12 protein-coding genes are annotated in these 21109 nt (G+C 39.2%); 1 reads left to right on the plus strand and 11 read right to left on the minus strand.

The features are described 5' to 3' along the window. Positions 1–38: 38 nt before the first annotated feature. From B2R65_RS07450 to B2R65_RS07460, 3 genes are read right to left on the minus strand one after another with little or no spacing between them, the layout of a single operon-like run. A complete protein-coding gene (locus B2R65_RS07450; RefSeq protein WP_286741783.1) occupies positions 39–920 on the minus strand; it encodes a peptidylprolyl isomerase in 882 nt (293 codons plus the stop codon). Positions 921–940: 20 nt separating this feature from the next. Next, positions 941–4624: an autotransporter assembly complex protein TamB gene (gene tamB, locus B2R65_RS07455; protein ID WP_286741784.1), complete on the minus strand. Its 3684-nt coding sequence runs from the start codon at positions 4622–4624 to the stop codon at positions 941–943. Beyond that, on the minus strand, positions 4624–6327 hold the full coding sequence (locus B2R65_RS07460; RefSeq protein WP_414704499.1) for an autotransporter assembly complex protein TamA: 1704 nt from the start codon (positions 6325–6327) through the stop codon (positions 4624–4626). The genes tamB and B2R65_RS07460 overlap by 1 nt, the downstream gene beginning before the upstream one ends. A 237-nt stretch (positions 6328–6564) precedes the next feature. Here B2R65_RS07460 and B2R65_RS07465 point away from each other — a divergent pair, with 237 nt between their 5' ends. Next, positions 6565–6900 carry a ribonuclease E inhibitor RraB gene (locus B2R65_RS07465; protein ID WP_024033700.1) on the plus strand — a complete coding sequence of 112 codons (336 nt, stop codon included), beginning with the start codon at positions 6565–6567 and terminating at the stop codon, positions 6898–6900. 16 nt (positions 6901–6916) lie between these two features. Here B2R65_RS07465 and radD read toward each other — a convergent pair whose 3' ends face one another. The 8 genes from radD to B2R65_RS07505 form a co-directional block, all read right to left on the minus strand. Further along, complete coding sequence (radD, locus tag B2R65_RS07470) at positions 6917–8668, minus strand: DNA repair helicase RadD (protein ID WP_286741786.1); 1752 nt, start codon at positions 8666–8668, stop codon at positions 6917–6919. 178 nt (positions 8669–8846) lie between these two features. After that, entirely contained in the window at positions 8847–9149 is a 303-nt protein-coding gene (locus tag B2R65_RS07475) for an H-NS histone family protein (protein WP_004585960.1), read from the minus strand. 233 nt (positions 9150–9382) lie between these two features. Further along, positions 9383–9613 carry a hypothetical protein gene (locus B2R65_RS07480; protein WP_029774020.1) on the minus strand — a complete coding sequence of 77 codons (231 nt, stop codon included), beginning with the start codon at positions 9611–9613 and terminating at the stop codon, positions 9383–9385. A 14-nt stretch (positions 9614–9627) separates the two neighbouring features. After that, positions 9628–11451, minus strand: a complete 1824-nt coding sequence (locus B2R65_RS07485) for a putative 2OG-Fe(II) oxygenase (RefSeq protein ID WP_286741787.1) — start codon at positions 11449–11451, stop codon at positions 9628–9630. A gap of 60 nt (positions 11452–11511) precedes the next feature. Then, positions 11512–14349, minus strand: coding sequence for a TonB-dependent receptor (locus B2R65_RS07490; RefSeq protein WP_029774022.1), 2838 nt, complete (start codon positions 14347–14349; stop codon positions 11512–11514). Positions 14350–14804: 455 nt separating this feature from the next. Beyond that, the gene (locus B2R65_RS07495; protein WP_054982261.1) at positions 14805–15674 is read right to left on the minus strand and encodes a class I SAM-dependent methyltransferase; all 870 of its coding nucleotides are present in this window, start codon (positions 15672–15674) and stop codon (positions 14805–14807) included. A 67-nt stretch (positions 15675–15741) separates the two neighbouring features. Further along, complete coding sequence (locus B2R65_RS07500) at positions 15742–18363, minus strand: TonB-dependent receptor domain-containing protein (protein WP_064386740.1); 2622 nt, start codon at positions 18361–18363, stop codon at positions 15742–15744. Between the two features lie 245 nt (positions 18364–18608). After that, entirely contained in the window at positions 18609–20951 is a 2343-nt protein-coding gene (locus B2R65_RS07505) for a DNA polymerase II (protein WP_055255218.1), read from the minus strand. Positions 20952–21109 lie beyond the last annotated feature (158 nt).

A 21109-nucleotide genomic window follows, 5' to 3' on the forward strand; every position in this document is an offset into this window, starting at 1 on the left:
AAAAAGGAGCTTAAGCTCCTTTTTATACCCGTTATAAGCTAGTCAATGCGCTTAGTCGGAATAGGCATAGCGCACACATCAACATAATTATGGGCGTATACAAACCAAGGTTCGGTACGATTTTTTCGCGCCTCAATCAATTCTCTAAATGATTGCGAGTCTGTTTTCATAACATTAAAGGTGCTTTTATCACGCTTAATATCGGCTAACACCTCAATGTTTGTAATTGGGTTAAATGGCGTATTAGCAACAGGCTTACGCTGTAAACGATTAAAGTGCTCCATACCTTCAAGCACTCTTCCAAATACGGTAATATTTTTATCAAGGTAGCGCGGACCTTGGCCAATGGTGACAAAAAATTCAGTGCTTGCACTGTTTATCTCATTGCCACGCGCCATGGCAAACACACCGTGGCAATGTACCTGCCAAGTTTGTGTATTAGAGGCGTTTTGTGCGACAGCAAAACCGTTTAAAAAGCCCGTTACAGGCGCGTAACCATCGCCTTGTAGCTCTGTAATTTTAAGCGGCTGTGCGGTGCTATGGTAAAACTCTGCAGGCACAGTTTTATTAGCCGTTTTAATTGCTTTATTGCCTGAGCTGTCGCCACCTTGTGCTACAAACCCTTCAACAAAACGATAAACACGGGTATTTTTATAAAAGCCTTCTCGTGCAAGTTGTTTTATGTGCGTAGTATGTTTAGCTGCAAGCTGTGGGTTAAGCTCAACATAAGCCGCCCCTGTAGGCAGCGTAATTTTTAAAACATTTTGCCTGTCTACATTTCGCCATTCGTGCGCTTTAGCGTGCTTTATTACCTCGCTTGCGCTACGGGTTGGAGTTTGTTGAGTGCCCGCGTGTTGCTCAGTGTATTGGGCGCAGCCAGTTAATCCTGTTATTAGTGCTGCTAAATATAATCCTTTCATATAATCCTTATACTGCCTATTTAGTCCCAATCAAACTTATAGAGTAAATCAACATTTTGATTTAAACCACTGGTGATCTCTACATAAAATTGCGAAAGCAGCTGATAGCGAATAGCGACCTCGCTGAGCGAGTCAAATACCCCTACGCTGTATTTAACTTGTAAGCTAGGCGCTACATAGCCCGATATTTCAAGCTTAGTGTTATCGCCAGAGCCCGTTGAACTTAAGCTTACATCAGATAAACCAATGGTTTCGCCAACTTTAGATACAACGCCTTCACTACGGCTCACCCCTTGTGAGAGCAATAACTGAGTAAGCATAGCATCGCTTGAACTGTCGCCCTCGCCTAGCGGCTGCCCATTGAGTAAATAGGCCAGCGCTTGTGCTTGATCCATTGCCGGCTCAGAAAACACTTTTAAGGTAGGTTGCTCAACGTTACCAGTAAGCGTAACACCTGCCACAACATCGTTTGCTGTGGTGTCTGGATTACGTATGGCTTTAATATTTAAAAATGGCTGCTCAATTGAGCCACTAAAGCCTATTTGCCCAGTACTAATAATTAAATCTTGGCCAAAAGCTAAATACGTACCATCGATTAAATTTAGCTCGCCGGTGGCAATTATTGGGGCGCCCTGGCTCATTTTGATGGCTAAATCACCCGCTATTTTCGACTCAAGACCAAACGATTCTATTTTTACATCGTTTTTAACAATCACTTTTAAATTTACATCGTAATCAAACGGCACGTTTTCTGCTGTTTCAGTTTGTTGATCAACAATAATCTCATCGTCGCTCACTTGAACGGCGCCCTCTGGCAGCTCTTCAATCATTACCCTGCCATAAGGCACTATCACTTCGCCAGACAGCTTTAATGCATTATTTGCAAGTCCAATGGTTAAATCAGGCGATACCTTAAACGTCACGCCTTGCTGCGCGCGTACAAAAAATTGCTCGCCGTTAACGCTTACATTTACCTCAGGCTGGACGCCTTGCCAATCTACGTCGCCGGTTAGGTTGATTTTACCGCCTTGGGTGTCGTTTAAATTACCTTTAATTGTGGCGGTGGTTTTATCAAATAAAATATTTACATTAGATTTTTGCAGCACCACCGGCAACTGCTCACCTTCTAAATTGATATCACTGACATTTAGCTCACCATTTAATAGTGGGTCTTGCAAAGTGCCAGTAACCGCCACGTTTCCTGTTATATCGCCTTTTAATTGCTCAAGGGTTTCGAGAAATGGATGTAAGTCTGATAGTAATATTTTATCTATATTAAGGTGACCGTTTAATGTTTGCTGATTTTGAATATCATCAATATTAATGTCGGTGGCTATTTTACCTAGCACACTTGAGCGTAAATCGGCTTCTAGTTTACCCGTTTGAGAATCAGTGTAGGCACTGACTTTTAGCGTTTCGATGGGTAATCTAAACCGGTCTTCCTCTGAGGTAAGAACAGCAACAAGGTCATCCGCATTTAAATTAGCGCGAAGTGTTTTTAAAGCGCCCTCGTTCCAATTTGCAGCAAAGTCGCCGCTTATATCTCCACGCGTACGCATGTTATCTGGTAAAAAGTGTTTAAGCTCTTCAAGCGCTAAATTGCTCAACGTAGCATTAAATTGACCCAAGTTTTTAGTTTGCGCAAGGGTGTTTATACATAGCTCACTTTTGTTTGAGCGCCAGCAATGCGCACTCACATCAAAATCGCTGGTTTGGGTATTAAACATCACCGCAATTTTTTTACTATTACTAAAGCTGAGCTTTTTGTCACTTAGCGTTATATTACTGAGCGAGCCATTCCACACGTCATTATTGAGCTTACCGGTTACTTCAAGCTCAGCAGCGCCTTGCTCTGCATCTATGGCGGCAACCAGCTGATGGTCGGTTTTATCGCCAGTGGCAGTTAGCTCAACACTATTAATTACCTGATCAGCAACCATTGCTGAGCCTACGTTTAAGCTCACATCGGTTTGCCAATCTGCGGCTGTATCGAGCTGACCTTTAAGGGCGAGTTTATTAACGTTTATGTCGTTATACATAAAGTTATCGAGTAATAACGATAAATCAACGGCGGGGGTTAAACGGGGTCCTCTAACTTTTAAATCGGCCTTACCGTTTGCAACAAATGGCAGATTAGTTTGCTCATTTCCTGTCAGTGTTACTTTTCCGTCAACCTGCCAGGTGTCGTCAACTTGCCCGCTCAAGGTTAATTTATTGGCACCGCTACTTAAATATAGGCTGTCTATGTTGGCTTTTAGCGTATTGTTAAGTGTAAAGTTTGAGGCAAATTCAAGCGGTGTTTGGTTCAGTGTACCTGCAAGTTGTGTATTATCCATTTGCAAGTGCCAGTTTTGCCCTTCGCTATTAAAGCGCCCTTCTAGCTGGCCAGAAATATTACTTGTAAGCGCATCTGTTAAGTATTGCGCTTTTAAGCTATTTAACGAACCGGTAAAGTCGGCTTGTATGCCCTTTTGCCAATTAACATTACCTTTAAATATTGCACTACTGTCGTTTGCGTTTAGGCTTAAGGTACTTAGCTGCGCTTGGCTAAGCGAGCCGTTTAATTGCGTGTTTAATACTACAGCTGGATAGGCACCTAATTGGCTATGCGCCTTTAAACTTAGCGTGTAATCATCCGCATTACCCGAGGCTGATAAATCAACATTATTTACTTTTAGCTCGTTACTTTGAGCGTCAATCAACCATTGCTCAACTTTACCAGTAAGTTCAAACGGATAATTTTTTTGTTTTAAATTAGCCGTTGCCGTTAAATTTAATGGGTACTGACCAGTCGTGTGTAAATTTATATTTAAATCAGATAGGTCACCACTTAACGCTAAATTCGCTTGGTGCAAGTCGCTGTTTAGCGCTACTTTAGCGTTTAATGGTAAGTTACCTGCAAGCTCACTAGTTAACTCTGTATTTAATTGCCATTGTTGGTACTGCGCGCTAAGCGTTTGTAAGTTAACTTTTTCATCTTCTACATTTAATACAAGCGCTATATTTTCGATTGTGTGAGTTTGCTCACCTTGCTCAATATCCACCTTTTTAACGTCAAACTGCTCTACCCGTAAATTAAGGGGCGATGTAAATTCTATATCTGGTAACGCAGGCAGCGCTGTTAGCGCCTGGCCTTGATTAGCCGCTGCTTGATTAGATGAGGCTGGTTGCTCTTTAAGCTTTACCAATACATCACTAATAGTTAGGCTTTTTAGTGCTAAGGTTGCATCTTCAGCTTTCGCTGCAAGGGTAAAGTTATTTACGGTTACATCAGCACTGGGATGATTTAATACAAATTCGTTTATTGCTACATTTTTAACGGCAACATTAAAGGGAAACGTAATTTTAGCTAATGGCTCTGAGTTGCTTTGTTGTGAGGCTTCGGGTGCATTGCCAAGGGCAAGTTTGATTGACCGCGCACTTACATTTTCAAAACATAGGCCATCGCACTGCCACCAAAATAAATCTATTTTAAGCTGCTGCGCTTTAAAATCTGTACTGTGGTTTTTAAAGCTCACATTAAACGGGTTGTTATATAAAAAGCGCCCTTTTTTAATCTCAATATGTAAGCCGTCCACCATTTTATTGGCACTATAAGCAATAAATTGATTACCGGGCGCAGTAAATAACAAACAAAATATAATAACGGCAAGCGTGATTAAAACGCCGATGACGGCGGCGGATATTTTTTTAAATACTGACATTAAATTTCTGGCCCTATGGTAATGCTTAAACGTGTGCTTTTACTTTCTTTAGTAAGCCCCCATGCATGGTCTACTTTCACAGGGCCAATGGGTGTTAAATAACGAAAGCCAAAGCCTGCGCCCACTTCAAAGTCGTCCGAAAAGTCATTTGTGGCAGTACCGCCATCAACAAATAAAGCTGCACGCCAATTTTGTGCAAATTGGTAATTGTATTCAATAGTACTGGTTAATAAGTATTTACCACCGATTAAATCACCGTCTTCATCTTGTGGAGAAATAGACTGATAAGCAAAACCACGTACACTTTGGTCACCACCGGCATAAAAGCGCAGTGAGTAAGGGACGTTTTCAATATTATCGACCAGCATAGCGCCCACGTTTGCTTTTAAAAAAACTAAGTGTTTATCTAAATAGGTTCGCAGCCACGCATGCTGCAGCTGCACCCGCACTAAGTTGGTGGTTGAAAGTACATCATCTAAACCAAACTCAGCCGAAATTAGCCACTGCTCACCCCAATAAGGCGTTGTGCCTCCTTTTGACTTTTTACGGGCATAGCTAATACCGGGCATAAGCATTTCGGTGCTTTCTTCTGGTTCATCACCAATGCGGTATGTTTCTTGGTCTCGACGTAAAAAGGCCGTGCGTACCCATTTATCTTCAGTTAACCATTGGCGCTGCAGTTGGCCGGTCAGTATTTCACTGTATATGTCATCGGCAAGTTCATCTTCTAACTTGTAACCCACTGATAAACGCCATAAATCGTCGTTAGGGTCATCTACCGGAATGGTGTACGCCATAGAAATATCTTGCTGTTTCTCAGCTACATTTAAATTGCTTTCGAGGTAATGCCCGTCTTCTGTGATCCAGGGTTTACTCCATTTAAAACGCACTTTCGGGCCCAGCTCGGTATTAAAGCCACCGCCTACTTCGTAGCTATTAGCAGGTTTGTGTAGCACATCAATATTTATAGGCACTTGGCCGTTGGCTCTTGCTGGTATATCGGCATAAATACGCACGCTTGCAAAATACGGTGTGCTTGAGAGCTCAAGGTTATAATCGGCAATTTGTGTGGCTTTATAAGCTTGCCCTTGGGTAAAAGGTGCAAGTGAACGAATGTATTTTTCTGCGGGGGTTTCGCTGGCAATGATTATATTGCCATACGTGTAGCGCACGCCGGTATCTATATTAAATGTAATAACGGCAGTGTTTTTTTGCACTGATACAGCAAGTTTTCGGGCTGGCCATTTAGCATCAAAATAGCCTAGCTCTAATAGCATTGACTCTATTTTTTTATGAGCTGAGTCGTACCTGCCATGATTAAGAATATCGCCCTGGGTTAAATTTAAGTTTTTAATAACGTTTTGTAATTGCGAGTCGTTTTTACCCTCACCATTAAGCGTTATATTAATAGCTTCTATGCGCGTTGCAGGGCCGCGCTCTACTTTAACGATAAGCTCTTTATCGTCTTTATCAAACTCAATGTCTACCGTTGGGTTGTAATACCCCAGCGCTTTAATACTGCTTTGCACTTGCTTTTTAGCATAGCGGCGCAAGGTTCTGGTGGGTTTTTCGCCAACCAGTTGTTTTAAATATAGCTCAACGTTACTTTCTAACTCGCCACTAATCCCTTTAATTTCGTAATCTTCAATTACCCTTTGCTCAGCGCTGGCTTGAGTGTTTATAAAAAAAGCTAAAAAAAACACAAAACGTAATAACTGTTTGAACAAGTAAATATCCTTACTTTTTATTCTTTAAAATTTAACCACCAATGAGTTGCATACTACCATAGCCATAATGAGCAACACATTAACTTAATGGTAATCTTGCACCAAATTTCACTCCCTTTTAAAGCCTATAAAGTTAAAATTAATACGCTTTAAAGCAATATTTTGGTTACAATAGTGGCTACGAATACAAAATTAATTTTAAATGAGTTTTTAATGCAATTCCCTGATGATGATAACGGCCAACTTTTAGCCGAAATAGCCGCTGCTGGCGTTGATTTAAGCAAAATGCACCAAATCGATTTTTTCATTTTATTTGAACAACAAGCTGATGCTGAAAAATTTGCCAAAGAAATAATCTCTGATGCATTAGTACAAAGCGCAAACGTTGAAAAATGTAAAGACACAGGCGTGTGGGAAGTGATTACTCATGTACAAATGGTGCCAGAGCACACATTGCTTGGCCAAGCAGAGCAATACCTTGAAAGTATTGCTAACAGTTACAATGGCTATGGCGATGGCTGGGGTTTAATGGACGAAGACGCCGCTTAACAAAAATCAGTTAAGCTTAACCGCTTAACTGATTAGCTTTTCTAAAGTTGCCAGTGTAATCAAATAATTTATCAGATACCTTCCAGCCATACTTTTTACTTTTACGCGCGATAACAAAATCAGGGGGCACTAAATCAAACTGTGCCTTAATAACCTGCTCAGCACTTTTAAATTCAACAGGCGCTTGCCCCTGCCCTAGGCGTTTACCAAACTGTTTATTAAAAATATACTGCCCGCCTTTACTAGCAAGGTTATAGACCTCATCGCAACTTGCACCATCTTCATCAAAGTAGGTTATTTTAATTAAATCATCTTTAAGTTTTACCACTGATAAGCCACTACAGCGCAGTACTAACGCATCTTTTAAATTAAGGGCGTTACGTAGCTTGTCGTCGGGGTCGGCCATTACTGCGCCGCAATCATGGCATTTACGAGCTGCTATATCGTTTTGAGCGCCGCATTGTTCGCACTCTTTAAACCTAAACCGATAATCGCATTGCTCTTTATGGCCTTCGTCATCTTCTAATAAACCTTGGCAGCGCCTGCCAAAATGCTCAATTACTTTGCCATCAGCATCGGTTTTTCCCCAAAAAATATTTGCAAACCCACACCCAGGGCAAAGCACTTGAACGGGCTCATTATCGCTATCACCTTTTTTATCGCCCACCTCAGGGTGAAATAAATCAAAGCCGTTGCCCGCGTAATCTATAACTAAGCAGTCTGTTTTTCCTTCATTTAGCCTAAGCCCACGGCCAACAATTTGCTGGTATAAGCTAACCGATTCGGTGGGACGTAAAATAGCGATAAAATCGACATGTGGCGCATCAAATCCGGTAGTTAAAACAGAAATATTAACGAGGTATTTTATGTTTTTTTGTTTAAATTGATTTATTAATTTATCGCGTTCTGCATTTGGGGTATCGCCAGTTATAAGGGCACTTTGCTCTGCGGGTAAATAAGTTAAAATTTCTTGCGCGTGCATCACCGTTGCCGCAAATATCATCACGCCTTGGCGGGTTTCACTGTATTGTATTACCTGCTTCAGTATAGCTTGCGTTGCGCGCTCGCTATTTTTTAAAAGCGCATTCATGTCATCAGTCGTATATTGACCAAACGCATTAGTAGCCAAGGACGAAAAATCATAATGACTAATTGCCGCGTCCACTTCATTTGGCGGCGTTAAGTAATTATGTTTGATCATATACCTGAGCGGTAATTCAAATATACAGTTTTTAAATGGACTTTCTTTATTACCTTTTACAAAACCATGGTAATGATGATGGTATATCCACCCCATTCCTAATCTATAAGGTGTGGCTGTTAAACCCAATACTTTTAACTGAGGATTATATTCTTTGAGCGTATTTATAACCTTTCCATATTGGCTTTTTTTATCACCATTTACTCTGTGGCACTCATCAATAATAAGCAAAGAATAATGCTCATTTAATTTATTTAAATTACGCGATAAAGACTGAACACTGGCAAAGGTAACTTGGTGGCTGAGTGATTTTTCTTTTAACCCTGCTGAAAATATACTCGCTTCTAAACCAAAACTTTTATATTTTTGTGCGTTTTGTTCTACCAACTCTTTAACATGTGCAAGCACCAAAATTTTTTGCTTAGCAATACGCGCAAGCTCTGCAATAACAAGGCTTTTACCCGCACCGGTAGGCAGTACAATCACGGCAGGATCATTTGTTTTTCGAAAATGTAAAACAGTGCGCTCTACGGCCTCTTGCTGATACGGCCTTAATTTATAGCTCATGAAAATAGTAAATAGAATAACCAGAAATGCAGTTTAACAAATACTAAGCGACTGCGGGGAGTTTAAGGTAAGTTTTGGTCAATTAAACCTAGAGTACAAAGCGAAAGCCTTAGCCAAAGGTTTAGTTATTAAGTTATACGCCATTAAAAAGAGAAGCCGTGGCTTCTCTTTTACTTTATTAAGCTAGGTGCTTTTGTAAATCAACACCTTCAAACGCTTTAGGGCGACGGCCACGACCGGTCCATTCAATCACTTCGCCATCTACTTCAATACGATACTTAGCTTTTACTTTAGTACGTTTATCTGCAGTACCGTCTTGTAAATCTTCTAACGTAAGTCCTTTTTCTTTTAAAAGATCCAACACTTCCTGTTTAGCTTGTAGCTGCTCAGTATATTTTGCAATCGCATCAGTGATTAATTGTTGTGCTTTTTCTAGCTCAGTTAATGATGCTGTTTTAATAAAAGATCGAACTTCTTTCATTTATATCTCTCTTGCTTGTTGGAGTTAACTTTTTAGTTTCAAAGCAAGTATAAACCCAACAATATATTTTTACCATGAGCAATTTTACTCCATAGTAAAAGGTATAAAAGCAAATACTTTAGCATGAGAAATCAGCATAAAATAAGTATAGTAATGGACTTTAATATCAAATAAAAAATATTTAACCTCTATTAATTTTTTAATAGAGGTTAATAAACTTATAAAGTTAAAGTCTATTTATCAATTTTTACACTACCACGGGTCATCTCTCTCATTGCCTCTTGGCTTAATTTTTCTTGGTAAGCAATTTGTTCAGGTGTTCTACACACTCTTGTTGCAATGTTGCTACCTGTGGTTTTTTCGAGTTTACATATTTTGCCATCGCTTTCACTGGCCTTAAGCGCTGCTGCACTAGTGCAACCTGAAGCTAAAATTACTAATAATACGGTACAAAGATGTTTCATTGTTTATCCTTAATTTAAGTGTGTTGAGGGAGTATGTCATAAGCAATTGTTACTCGTTCCATTTCACTATTTAGGGTATTAGTCCCATGCCAAAAATAGGATGGAAATTGAATAAGTTTGCCTTCCTCTGGTTTTAATGTTGTCTCAGGTAAAAGCTTAGTGTGCATATTAAATCCTGGCTCACCTAGCTTTAACCACCCTTCTTGGTTGGTTGATTCGGATATCAGCGTGGGTATAGATACATAAAATGGTGAACTCATCCAACCTTGGCTGTGATAATGATTTTTATGAAAACCTTTACCTTTCAGAATTACCGACCATGAATCAGTCACTTTAAAATCACCAACATTTCTTTTTAAAAAAGGGTGTTGATTATCTTTTGGAAGCCTTGTTAAAAAGCATGACGTTAACTCGTATAGCTCTTGCTTAAGCATTTTTAGTATCGGCAGTTGATAATCAAATAACTTTTCTGCGGTTTGAGAACCATTCACTAAAGATTGCTCTAAAGGGTGGTTTTGATAATAATGATACTGTTTTAACGTACCTTTAAGCTCAGTTAAAAAATCATCTATAGAAGCAAAGCCAGAAGGTGTTGCTATTTTCTCCTGCATAACAAATAAATCATAATTGCAGTAATATGAGTACAGCTCGCTTTTTAGTAATCTCAATGCTGTATTTTTAATACACAAGTACTCTTGGTTATATTCGTCTTGATTTAATAACTTATTTATAATGTTCAATGCGTGACCTGGTTTATCTATCGCAATATAGCTTTTGGCTAATTCTATGTACGCGTGATTATTCTTAAACCTATTACTGGCAGCTAAATGGGTCTCTAAAGATTCATCAAATAAGCTGTTTTCACGTTCGTAATCACCCACTATAGAAAACGCTTTTTGTGGGCAATTGCTTTGAGAGAGTATTTGCTTTGCTATTTTGTAAGCCTCAGTTTGCTTACCCGATGTATAAAGCTTTTGTGCAAGCTCAGCTTCCAGTGCAGTATTTTTTCCAGTTATTTTTAAAGCATGGTTATATGAGGATAAAAAACCAGAGTCTGCAGTTTCCCATAGCATTTGGTTTAGCCAATGATGACTGTCTAAATCTAGCGGGTTGATAGTTGTTAGTTCTGTATATATTGCTTTGGCTTTTTTAAACTTACCGGCTAAGTGATAGCAGCTGGCCATATTTTTCTTAGCTTCAACTAAACCTGGGCTTAATTTTAAGCTTTGCTCAAAAGTTATAATTGCTTTATCCCAAAAGCATAAAGCTTTTAAAGCCAACCCTTTACTATTGAGAATACTAGCATCAGCACCAAAATTGCGAATATAATCATCTGTGAGCCTATCGACCTCAGTAAACTTCTCAAGCTTTAAGTCTGTTTTTATTTTTGCACTGAGAATAACTGCATTTTGAGGGGATAGTGTAAATGCTTTATCAATGTATTCTTTTGCTTTAGTAAATTCATTCTTTTTAAAGTACAAAACAGAGATATTATAAAGTGTTTCTATATCGTCACTATATATAGCCAATACATTTAAATATTGTTTTATTGACTTATCAGGTTCACCCAACAAGTTATATAATTTTGCTTTATTTACATTTAAATGAAAATGACGTGGACTTAGTTTAATACCTTTTTCAATCTCGGCTAAACATAATATATAATCTTTTTTCTTTTGGTATGCTATAGATTTTAAGTGATGAAGGTGCGCTACAATACTCGATTCATTACTTTTAATCGAATTAGCAATTTTTAATGCCTTAAGGAAATTATTATTATTAATTTCCTTAAGGATTAAGTTGCTTACATCTTGAAATGACATGCCTTGGCTTTGCATATGTTCTCTTAAATAATAAAAAGGCCGATAATATACCGGCCTTAGCATTAAAGCTTATGCTTAGAATGAAATAGTTGTACCTACAAAGAAGTTACGACCGATGTACTTATACAACGTAGTATCTGTATTGGCATCATCATAATCGCTGTAATATGGAGGCTCTTCATCTGTTAGGTTATCTATACCACCACGTAACGAAACATGCTCGTTAAGTTGGTAAGTACCACTTAGTGTATGTGATACAAACGAGTCAGCTTCTGGTGAATAGTAATCCGCAGGGTCTCCATCAAATAATGCAACTGATTCTGTAACAAGCGAATCTACATACATCACTTTGTATGAAACAGTCCAATCATCACCGGCTGCACGTAAGCTTACATTATGTTTCCACTCAGGAATTGAGCCAGAACCACTTGATGCAACACCTACGTAATCTTGAATAGGCTCACCAGCAAACTCTTGTACTTCCCATTTAGAGATGTAAGAAGCTTCCCAATCAGCTCTCCACGCTAAGCCAGCAGCGTCAAAGCTATATTGAGCGTTGAAATCTACGCCCGATAGGTTCCAAGTAGAAAGGTTTTGATCAAGTGATGGAGTACCATCAAAGTTACCCGTTGCATCACGTACAACACCTTCACAAAGTGCAAAAGAACCACCTTGTCCACCTTCTTCACCCGCGCTATAACATTTATCTAGCTTAGTCGTAATACCAACAGAGCTTATTACGTTATCTACTTCAATATCGTAGTAATCAACAGTAAAGCTTAGCCCTTCAATTGGCTCAACAACAAGACCAACTGTAAATGTATCAGCAGTTTCAGGACCTAGGTCTGGGTTACCGCCAACAACCGCACGAAGTTGACCACTGTTTTGTGCAAACGTACCATCTGAAGGAATTAGGCCGGCTGCTGCATCAGAAGCACAGGCTGTTTGGTATCTAGAATCAAAGCCAGCACCACCAAAACCAGTACAAGGGTCTGTATAATTGGTGAAGCTATCTGACTGACCACCGTAAAGCTCACTTACACTTGGTGCGCGAAATGCTGTTGATAATACAGAGCGAAGCATAACTTCGTCTGTCATACGCCAAGTTAGACCTAACTTATAAGTAGTATCTGATCCAAATGTATCGTAGTCAAAGTAGCGAAGCGCAGCTTCTAAATCTAAAGACTGAACCAGTGGTAAATCATTCAATAGTGGAACAACAAGCTCTACATATGCTTCGTCAACTTTATAGCCACCAGAAGTTGGCTGTACAGCATTACCTGAACCGATACCTGATGAAGAGAATGCATCTGGTTGATTAAATGCTGATTCTTCACGGTGCTCTAGACCAAATGCAAAGCCAACAACACCAGAAGGCATTTCAAATAAATCACCCGAAATTGAAGCGCCTAAGTGGTGCATTTCTGTACCTGAAGTACCCTGATCGGTGTAACGCAAGTAATCGGCATCTGACTGTGAAAGCGCGCCTTCACCGAAGTAGTTAATACATGGAGCAGATGCATCGTTGCCTGTAACCGTGTAGTCACTAGGCGAACCTGTAACCGAGACACCTTCACAGTTTTCATTTACTGACGCTATCATTTTGTCTACGTTGATGTAGTTTTTAGAACGGTCAATAGCGCTATTTCGACCATATGTATAGAACACATTCCAAGCGTATTGATCAGCGATAAAGCCCTCTAAACCAGTTGTAAATTGTGCTGTATTTACTTCTTGCTCGAATACACGGCCACCCATTTCTGACATACGACGCAGCGGTAACATGTCTACATTGTCGCCAGGAGTTGCAAAATCATACAAGCCTGAGAATGGGTAAACTTCTGGGTTTTGACTTAATACCCAACTACGACCATCAACACTGTATGTGTAGTTGATAGGTGCTGGTGCCATTTGTTGCGTTGAGGTACGGTTTGTATAGTACGCTTCTGCAAAAAAGTTTAAGTTATCTGCTAATTCATAATTACCTAACACGCTCACATTATAACGAGTTGCAGGCGTAGATAAGTATGAAGCAGAAGAGTAGTTATAGGTATCGTTGCCTTCGCCACTACCCACATATGTGTGATAGCCAGTATCAGTTGATGAACCGTTACCGCCAGGCTCAAACTGAACTCTTCTACCATCATCTAAGATTGCATTCATACCTAAAGAGTTACCAGAACCGGCACAAAAACGCTCACCGCCACTTTCAGCGTATGGACATGCTGAATAATCTCGGTCGCTAGCACGTACAGTACCACGGTCGTAAAAACCAACGTTTACAACAACATTACCTTTATCACTGCTCACACCAAAGGTGCTACTTAAGCTAGCTTCTTCACCGTCACCTTCACCTGTCTCTGCATAGCTGGCATCTAGCTCAAAGCCTTCAAAGTCATCGCGCATGATAATATTAACCACACCAGCAAGAGCATCAGAGCCGTAAACAGCTGATGCTCCGTCTTTTAAAACTTCTATGCGTTTTACAGCGCTAAAAGGAATGGCATTAAGATCCACGGTAGAAGATGCACCAGTACCTGAGGCAATCATACGGCGTCCATTAACAAGTACCAATGTACGTGATGAACCCATACCTCTTAAGTTAACAGTTGCATTACCATTACCGCCATTATTTACAGCAGCAGTTAATCCGCCCGACTGAGCGGTAAGGTTTTGTAACGCATCGGAAATATTTGAAATACCCTGAACTTTCATATCTTCAGTAGTAATAATGCTCACTGGTGAAGCGCTTTCAAGATCTGCACGTTTAATTCGTGAACCGGTAACCTCTATACGCTCTACCTTTTCAACTCCCTCTTCAGCAGCAATTGAATTTGCTGAAAATACAGCTGTAGATGCCGTACCAAAAGCAATCGCTAAGCGCACCGCTTTTGAAACTTGGTTATTTAACATTGGATTCTCCCTGAAATAATTTTATTTATATATTTATTATTTTAGCCATTAAATAAATAGCTTAAGAAGTGAAAGTACCGCTTCTTTTGTGAATGTTAGTATCAATATATAAACATAGTCAACATATTAAAAACCAATAATTCACATCAATTTAAATATAATTAATATTAGTTTATTTCGATAAAGGGGACAAAAAATAAAGTATGAATATACCAATAACCGGAACAATGCATTTTTGAAAATAAAACGTAAAATACTTCTACTTATTTACATTTTTAAAGGTGTTAACAAGGTAATTTAAAATTTATAAATGACAAGGTGACCAAGAACAATGTTTAACAAGTCGCCAAAAAGCAAAGGAATCGGGAGCTGCAGCTCGTATGGCCTTTGGAATACCATCAAAGCTGCTAGATTATTAATGTGCAGAACAGAACAAATTTTAGTAATGGGGCTAGCTATTTGCGTCCTTTGTAAAGCGTTCCGATATATTCATTATTAGAGTCAACTAGAGCCTCTTTAAATGTTTTATCGCCTAACAATAACAACTGGCTAATATCCTGAGAGTTTAACGCCGCTTGCTTTAAGTCACTTAACCTAAAGATCAGCCCTTCGAGCTCTTGAGTAAATAATTGATAAGCGCGTTCTAAATCAATTTTTCTATTATTCAAAATAAACTGAAAAAAGTCGGGATACTGTGTTCCATTAACTGCGTGAGGGTGTACTTGTCTTTCAAGCTGGATAAGGTTATTTATTGTTTTTATCAAGCTATTAACCTGAGCATTATCATCTTTTTTCAGCTCATCAATTAGCTGCTTTAAAGGAGTTAACAAGTCACTACGTACACGTACAGCAGACTCCAATATAAGCACATTTGGTTTAACTATATCTGAATCTATTTCGTGGCAAACAATTTGATATAACCCACCCGGTTTTAATACTCTAAATAATTCAGAAATGCTCTTCGAAAGCTCACTGTATTCAATTGCAAATTGAGCCACTATCGCATCAAATTCATTATTTTCAAAAGGTAAGGACTCTGCACTTACATCTGATAAAATACTAGAGTCGGGCACGCCTGTAACGCTCTTTGCCACTGTTGCTTTATCAATACCAATAAAGCTCAGCTGATCTTTACTACTATCGTGTATAAGCTGTATCAGTGCACCATTGCCTGTTCCTATGTCTAGTATTTTACACTGTGGACTAAGCTCAGTAGCAAAACTTGTCCAGCTCTGCTTGAGCTTGCCTGTATAGTTTTTCTTAATATCCTGCCCAAATGAAGTTAAATACCCTTGAGACCAATACTCACTCCAATAATTTTCCATAAAAAATCCCCATAAAAAAAGGGCTGAATAAATTCAGCCCTATATATCAACCTGTTTCTAATTAATATTAGAAGCTAATTGAGTAGTTTACACGGTAATCACGACCAAAGTTGTTGTAAAGGTCTTGGTTATCCCATGTACCAGCTGAAGAAAGAACTGGGTCTTCGTCAGTTAAGTTACTTACAGTAAATGTTACAGCGCCGTAAGGACCTGCATTGTAGCTGTAAGTTAAGTTATGGATTAACCAGCTGTCTAAATCACCTGATTGCTCGTAGAAACCATCGCCATCTTCATCAACTTCAGTTTCAGACGTGCTTGCTGTGTAAGTAGAGTTCCAAGATACTGTATGATCATCAAGTGACCAAGAAATTGTTGCTACTGACTTAAGATCAGGTTGGCCAGACCAACCAGCAGTGTCTTGTACAACACCACCCACTTCAGAATCGTATGAAAGTGTTACACTGTTAACATTGTTAAAGCGGAAGTCACCAAAATCAGTCTCTACGTTTGCATTAATAGTGAAATCAAAACCTTCGATTTCAAAACCAGCACCGTTAAAGTAAGAAGTACCTGCTTCGATTAGCGTACCTGAAGCAGAGCGCTTAAGGTAGAAAGTTTCATCAGACGTATCTGTATCAACACCTACTGCAGTGATTAGGCCAGCAGCCTCATCAGATAATAAGCCCTGTAGAGATTTAGACTGAATAACGTTATCAATAGAAAGTTGGAAGTAATCTAACTTAAAGCTTAAGTTATCGTTTACATCCCATGCCACACCTAAGTTGATGTAATCTGAAGTCTCAGCTTCAAGTTCTGAGTTCTGAGTATAGTATGTGTTGTACTGACGTGATGTAGTAGAACCGTTATTATAATCGATTGCAGATTCAGCAGAGAATGTACGTGCTGCATTAAGTAAATCTAGACCTGGCGCGCGGAACGACTCAGAGTATGAACCACGAATCACTACGTTATCAGCAACCTGCCAGCGAGCAGATACTGCTGGAGCAACGTTGTCACCAAAGTCAGAGTAATCATCGTAACGAGCTTTTAAGTTCACTTCTACTGTATCAGAAACTGGTAGTACTGATTCGAAGAAAACAGCTGTCACATCACGGTCACCCATTGAAGAGTTACCAGCAGAGCCACCGATTAAGCCAGCTTCAGATTGACCATCGTAAATATCTTCGTAAGTTTGTTCAAAATATTCAACACCTACATAGTGAGCAACAGCACCACCTGGTAGTTCAAATAAGTCAAAACCTAAACCAGCAAAGTATTGGTCAAAAGTAGAGCCTGAGTTTTGTAACGTAGTCGACTTCATGTTGGCAATGCCTTCATCAGAGCCTAAATCGATATCGTTAGCTTCGTTGTATGCTAAACCACTGTAAGAAAGGTAGTACTCACCTACAGATTTGTTATCTGCTTTATTGTGGTGGTAGTAAACTTCCCAAGAAGCGTTGTTCCAATCTAAGTCACCACGTAAACCAGCTGTTAAATCTTGGTTGTAATCATCTACGTTACCATCACGTGTACCAATACCTACCCAACGGAATAAACCATATGCACCGTCTTCACCGTATGGGTTATGCGGGTTATCAGCTGCCATGTTTTCCCATGCTGCAGCCGGTGGAGCGTAACGACCAAATGAAGAGTTTTGTACAAACATTGTTTGAGCAAAGAACTCTATGTCGTCTGTTAGCTCGTAGTTAGCACTAACATATAATGTGTTACGGTCAATTGATGCTGTGTTGTAAGATACATTAGCGAATGCATACATACAGTACTCAGAACCTGGGCCCCAATCTTCGTTTGCATCAACGCGGCGGAAAGTATCTTCACCGTATTCAGAGATTAAATCATCACATAAAAGTGAAGCTGACGCTGTAGAAAAATCAGGTGAAAGTACAGTAGCGCCAAAGTATGACCAACCTACAGTATCTGCAGTGTAAGCTTCAATGTCGCCATCACCGTCTAAATCACCAAGCTGAGCTTTAGTGTAGTCACGGTCAGCATCTGAAATACCTTTACGAGATTGGTGATCGAAAGAGAATGTAATGTTACCTTTATCGTTTGAAACACCACCAACTACAGAAAACTCTGTAGAAGTAGTACCTTCATCTTGGTCACGGTGACCCGCGCCAATGTTGAAAGTTAAACCTTCAAAGTTCTCTTTCATAATTACGTTAACAACACCTGCCATTGCATCAGAACCATAAATAGAAGATGCACCTTCAGTCATGATATCGATACGTTCAACAGCAGCCATTGGAATAGCATTAAGGTTAGCAGAAGCACCACCTAATGTTGGTGAACCTGGGAAACGGCGGCCATTTAAAAGTACTAAAGTACGACGTGAGCCAGCACCACGTAAATTGATAGTTGCTTGAGATTGTGCTGAGCTACCAGAACGCTCTGAGAACGAACCGAATGAGTTTAATGAACTAGAACGTAGTGCATCTGCAACTGTGTAGTCACCTTCTAGCTTGATATCAGCAGAAGTAATAGATACTACCGGAGAAGCACCCTCTAAATCTGTACGTTTGATACGTGAACCAGTTACTTGGATGCGTTCTACTTTCTCTGCAGACTCTTCTTCTGCAGCAAATGAACTTGACGAAAATGCAGCTGTTGATACTGCACCAAATGCAATCGCTAAGCGAACTGCCTTTGAAACTTTATTATTTAACATTTGATTCTCCCTGGGTCACCACTTGTTAGAAGCGACTATTATTTAATTATTTTTTGTTGTCACAGTTTGTTAACAGCGACTAAACCAAATACTAAACAAAAAATATCTAAAAGCCAACTACTGTTAACCAAATATTAATTAAAAAAGGGTTTTTTATTGTTTTTTAGCTTAGATGAGGAATAGCTGTACAAAAATAAAGCTAAAGCGTAGATTATGTAATCAAAAATTGCATTAATAGGTACAAGTTAGAATAGTTCGAACTGTTTTAGCTCGAAACTGTTTACGTTAACGTTAACAAATTGCGTAACCATTTCTAATAAAGGTACAATTTGTTTGTCTATATACAATGGGTAGTCGTAGCTATGCAGCCCTTGATACAGCTCAACACCGTGGGTTGTGTAAACAAATGTAACAAATTCACCTCTTTTTAGCGTAAATTCACTATTTTGTTTCTGAAACTTTTTTACTGCTTGCACATGTGGAGGGATATTTTTTTGATAGTCGGTTAAGTTTTGACCTAAACGTTTTTTAAAAACCAGCAAATGATCAAATTCGCCGCGTAAAAGTTTACTAATGTAATCGTGTACAAGGTCATTTATTTGCTCTGGTTGATCAAAAAGGAGGGTAAATAAATCAAATTGAAACTGTTGAGCCAGTCTAGTCCAGTCACTTCTTACGGTTTCTAAGCCTTTAAAAACCAATTTTGATTCATCCGGCTTTATTAACTGCCCCACATAGCGTTTTTTAGACCCCACGCTTTTACCTCTTATGGTGGGTAAAAAGAATGGGCTGTAAAGCGATTCAAACTCTATTTCTAAATGGCTAGTTAAATTATGTTTAGCGTGTATGTTTTGCTGCCACAATGTGTTTATGTGTTTAGCTAACTGTTTACCTATTTTATTACAGGCCTCAACACTTAAATCATCCGTTAGTTTTACAAAGGTCGAATCTGTATCTCCGTAAATAACACTATAACCTTGCTCTTCAATCCACTTTTTAGTTTGCAGCATTATCTCATGACCACGCAAAGTAATAGAGCTTGAGAGTCGAGGGTCATAAAAACGACAGCCTTGTGAGCCTAATACACCATATAAACTGTTCATTATTATTTTAATCGCTTGGGATAGCATTAAATCGTGATTATCTTTTGCCCGCTGGCGCTGTAGCGCTAGGCTTTTTATAAGCGCTGGTAAATGGTGCTGCTCTCTTGAAAACAATGCGTTATTAAAACCTTCAATACTGTTTTCAGGGTTTTCAATCCCTTCTATTAGTCCAAGCGGGTCTATATAAAAGGTTTGCATAATACTGGGGTACAGGCTTTTAAAATCAAGCACGATGACATTTTTATACAGCCCCGGTACCGACTCCATAACATAACCACCTGGGCTTTCAAACGTCAGCCCATGGTCGCCCATATTAGGTGCTACATAACCGCTGCGATGTAATAAAGGCAAATACATGTTTACAAAAGCCGCCACTGAGCCGCCGCGCTTTTCTAGCTCAAGGCCTGTTAATTGTGTGCGAATAACAGCAAAATCGAGAAGTTTTAGCTTATCGAAGATTTTATTAACGAGTATGCAGTCTTGCCGATTGTAGTTAGCGAGCGCGAGTTTATCTTCATTAAATTGACGAATAATTTCTTGTAAGCTGTTACTAGATTCAATTAATTTAGACTCGCCTAAAATTTCTTTAGCTACATTAGCAAGTGAAAAAGTTTCAAAACTATAAGTGGCATTTTTTAGAGTATCAATGCCATCAATTACACAGCGCCCGGGAATAGAAACCCGTGTAAAATGGCCTTTTCGAACATATAAAGGAAGGTTTCCTCTTCCTAGTAATAGTTTTACCCCAAGTGCCACAGAGCGCTCATAAATAACTGCAAAATCAAACTCAATAACATTCCACCCAATAATAATATCTGGGTCGCACTGCTTGATAAGTGTTACAAGTTGCTGTAATAGTGCAACCTCGTCTGCGCACCATATAATAGTATAACCAATCACTGGGTCGTGATGCTCAGGCTCTCCAATCATGATTACGCAATCTAAACCACAGCCTACCAAGCCAATAGAAAACAACACCCCACTTTCATTGCACTCTATATCAAGTGACAACTTAGAAAGCACAGGCGTATAGTCAGCGTTGGTTTTTAATTTAGCATCTAAAATTTCAGTGTAATGTGCATGATCCACTCGTTTACCCGTGATCCACGCCCCGCCTTTAATAAAGCGCTCCATTAAATAACGCTCAATGGGCCTTATATCATCTTCATAAAGTGTAATACCGCGACTTTTTAACGCTTTGCTCGCGCTATAAAAGTGTTTGAGTGAGTAAAAGTAACAGCCACACATATCTTGCTGCTGAAAATTTTTAAGTGAAAGAGGTTTAATTAAAAAGTTTAGTGATTCGGCAGATAAAATAGCTTGAGCTGCTTTTGTATCTGAGTTTTTTATAAAAAATAGTGCGGTTTCATTCTCAGAAATTGTCTTTATTGGTCCATTATCGGTAGCAAACCAAATTTCATATTGTAAACCCTGAGCGCTATCGTGCGCTTGTGCAGAAAGTACAAAACCAGATGTTAAATACACTATCAATAAACCTTACTTATATTTTGTTTTTCTACTTTAAGGCCATGAACGTTAAGGATTGAAAATTGTTCAACCTCAAAATATAAACAGGCCATAATAGGGAGTAATTTATAAACTTAAAAAATCGCCGCATTAATTTACTAAATTAATTTCATCCT

Origin of the sequence: Pseudoalteromonas sp. UBA2102 (assembly GCF_002331165.1) — a bacterium.
Lineage (GTDB): Bacteria > Pseudomonadota > Gammaproteobacteria > Enterobacterales > Alteromonadaceae > Pseudoalteromonas > Pseudoalteromonas atlantica.

Coding starts and splice junctions, on each gene's coding strand:
- B2R65_RS07450 (WP_286741783.1), bottom strand. CDS start 920: ATGAAAGGATTATATTTAGCAGCACTAATAACAGGATTAACTGGCTGC.
- tamB (WP_286741784.1), bottom strand. CDS start 4,624: ATGTCAGTATTTAAAAAAATATCCGCCGCCGTCATCGGCGTTTTAATC.
- B2R65_RS07465 (WP_024033700.1), top strand. CDS start 6,565: ATGCAATTCCCTGATGATGATAACGGCCAACTTTTAGCCGAAATAGCC.
- radD (WP_286741786.1), bottom strand. CDS start 8,668: ATGAGCTATAAATTAAGGCCGTATCAGCAAGAGGCCGTAGAGCGCACT.
- B2R65_RS07475 (WP_004585960.1), bottom strand. CDS start 9,149: ATGAAAGAAGTTCGATCTTTTATTAAAACAGCATCATTAACTGAGCTA.
- B2R65_RS07480 (WP_029774020.1), bottom strand. CDS start 9,613: ATGAAACATCTTTGTACCGTATTATTAGTAATTTTAGCTTCAGGTTGC.
- B2R65_RS07485 (WP_286741787.1), bottom strand. CDS start 11,451: ATGCAAAGCCAAGGCATGTCATTTCAAGATGTAAGCAACTTAATCCTT.
- B2R65_RS07490 (WP_029774022.1), bottom strand. CDS start 14,349: ATGTTAAATAACCAAGTTTCAAAAGCGGTGCGCTTAGCGATTGCTTTT.
- B2R65_RS07495 (WP_054982261.1), bottom strand. CDS start 15,674: ATGGAAAATTATTGGAGTGAGTATTGGTCTCAAGGGTATTTAACTTCA.
- B2R65_RS07500 (WP_064386740.1), bottom strand. CDS start 18,363: ATGTTAAATAATAAAGTTTCAAAGGCAGTTCGCTTAGCGATTGCATTT.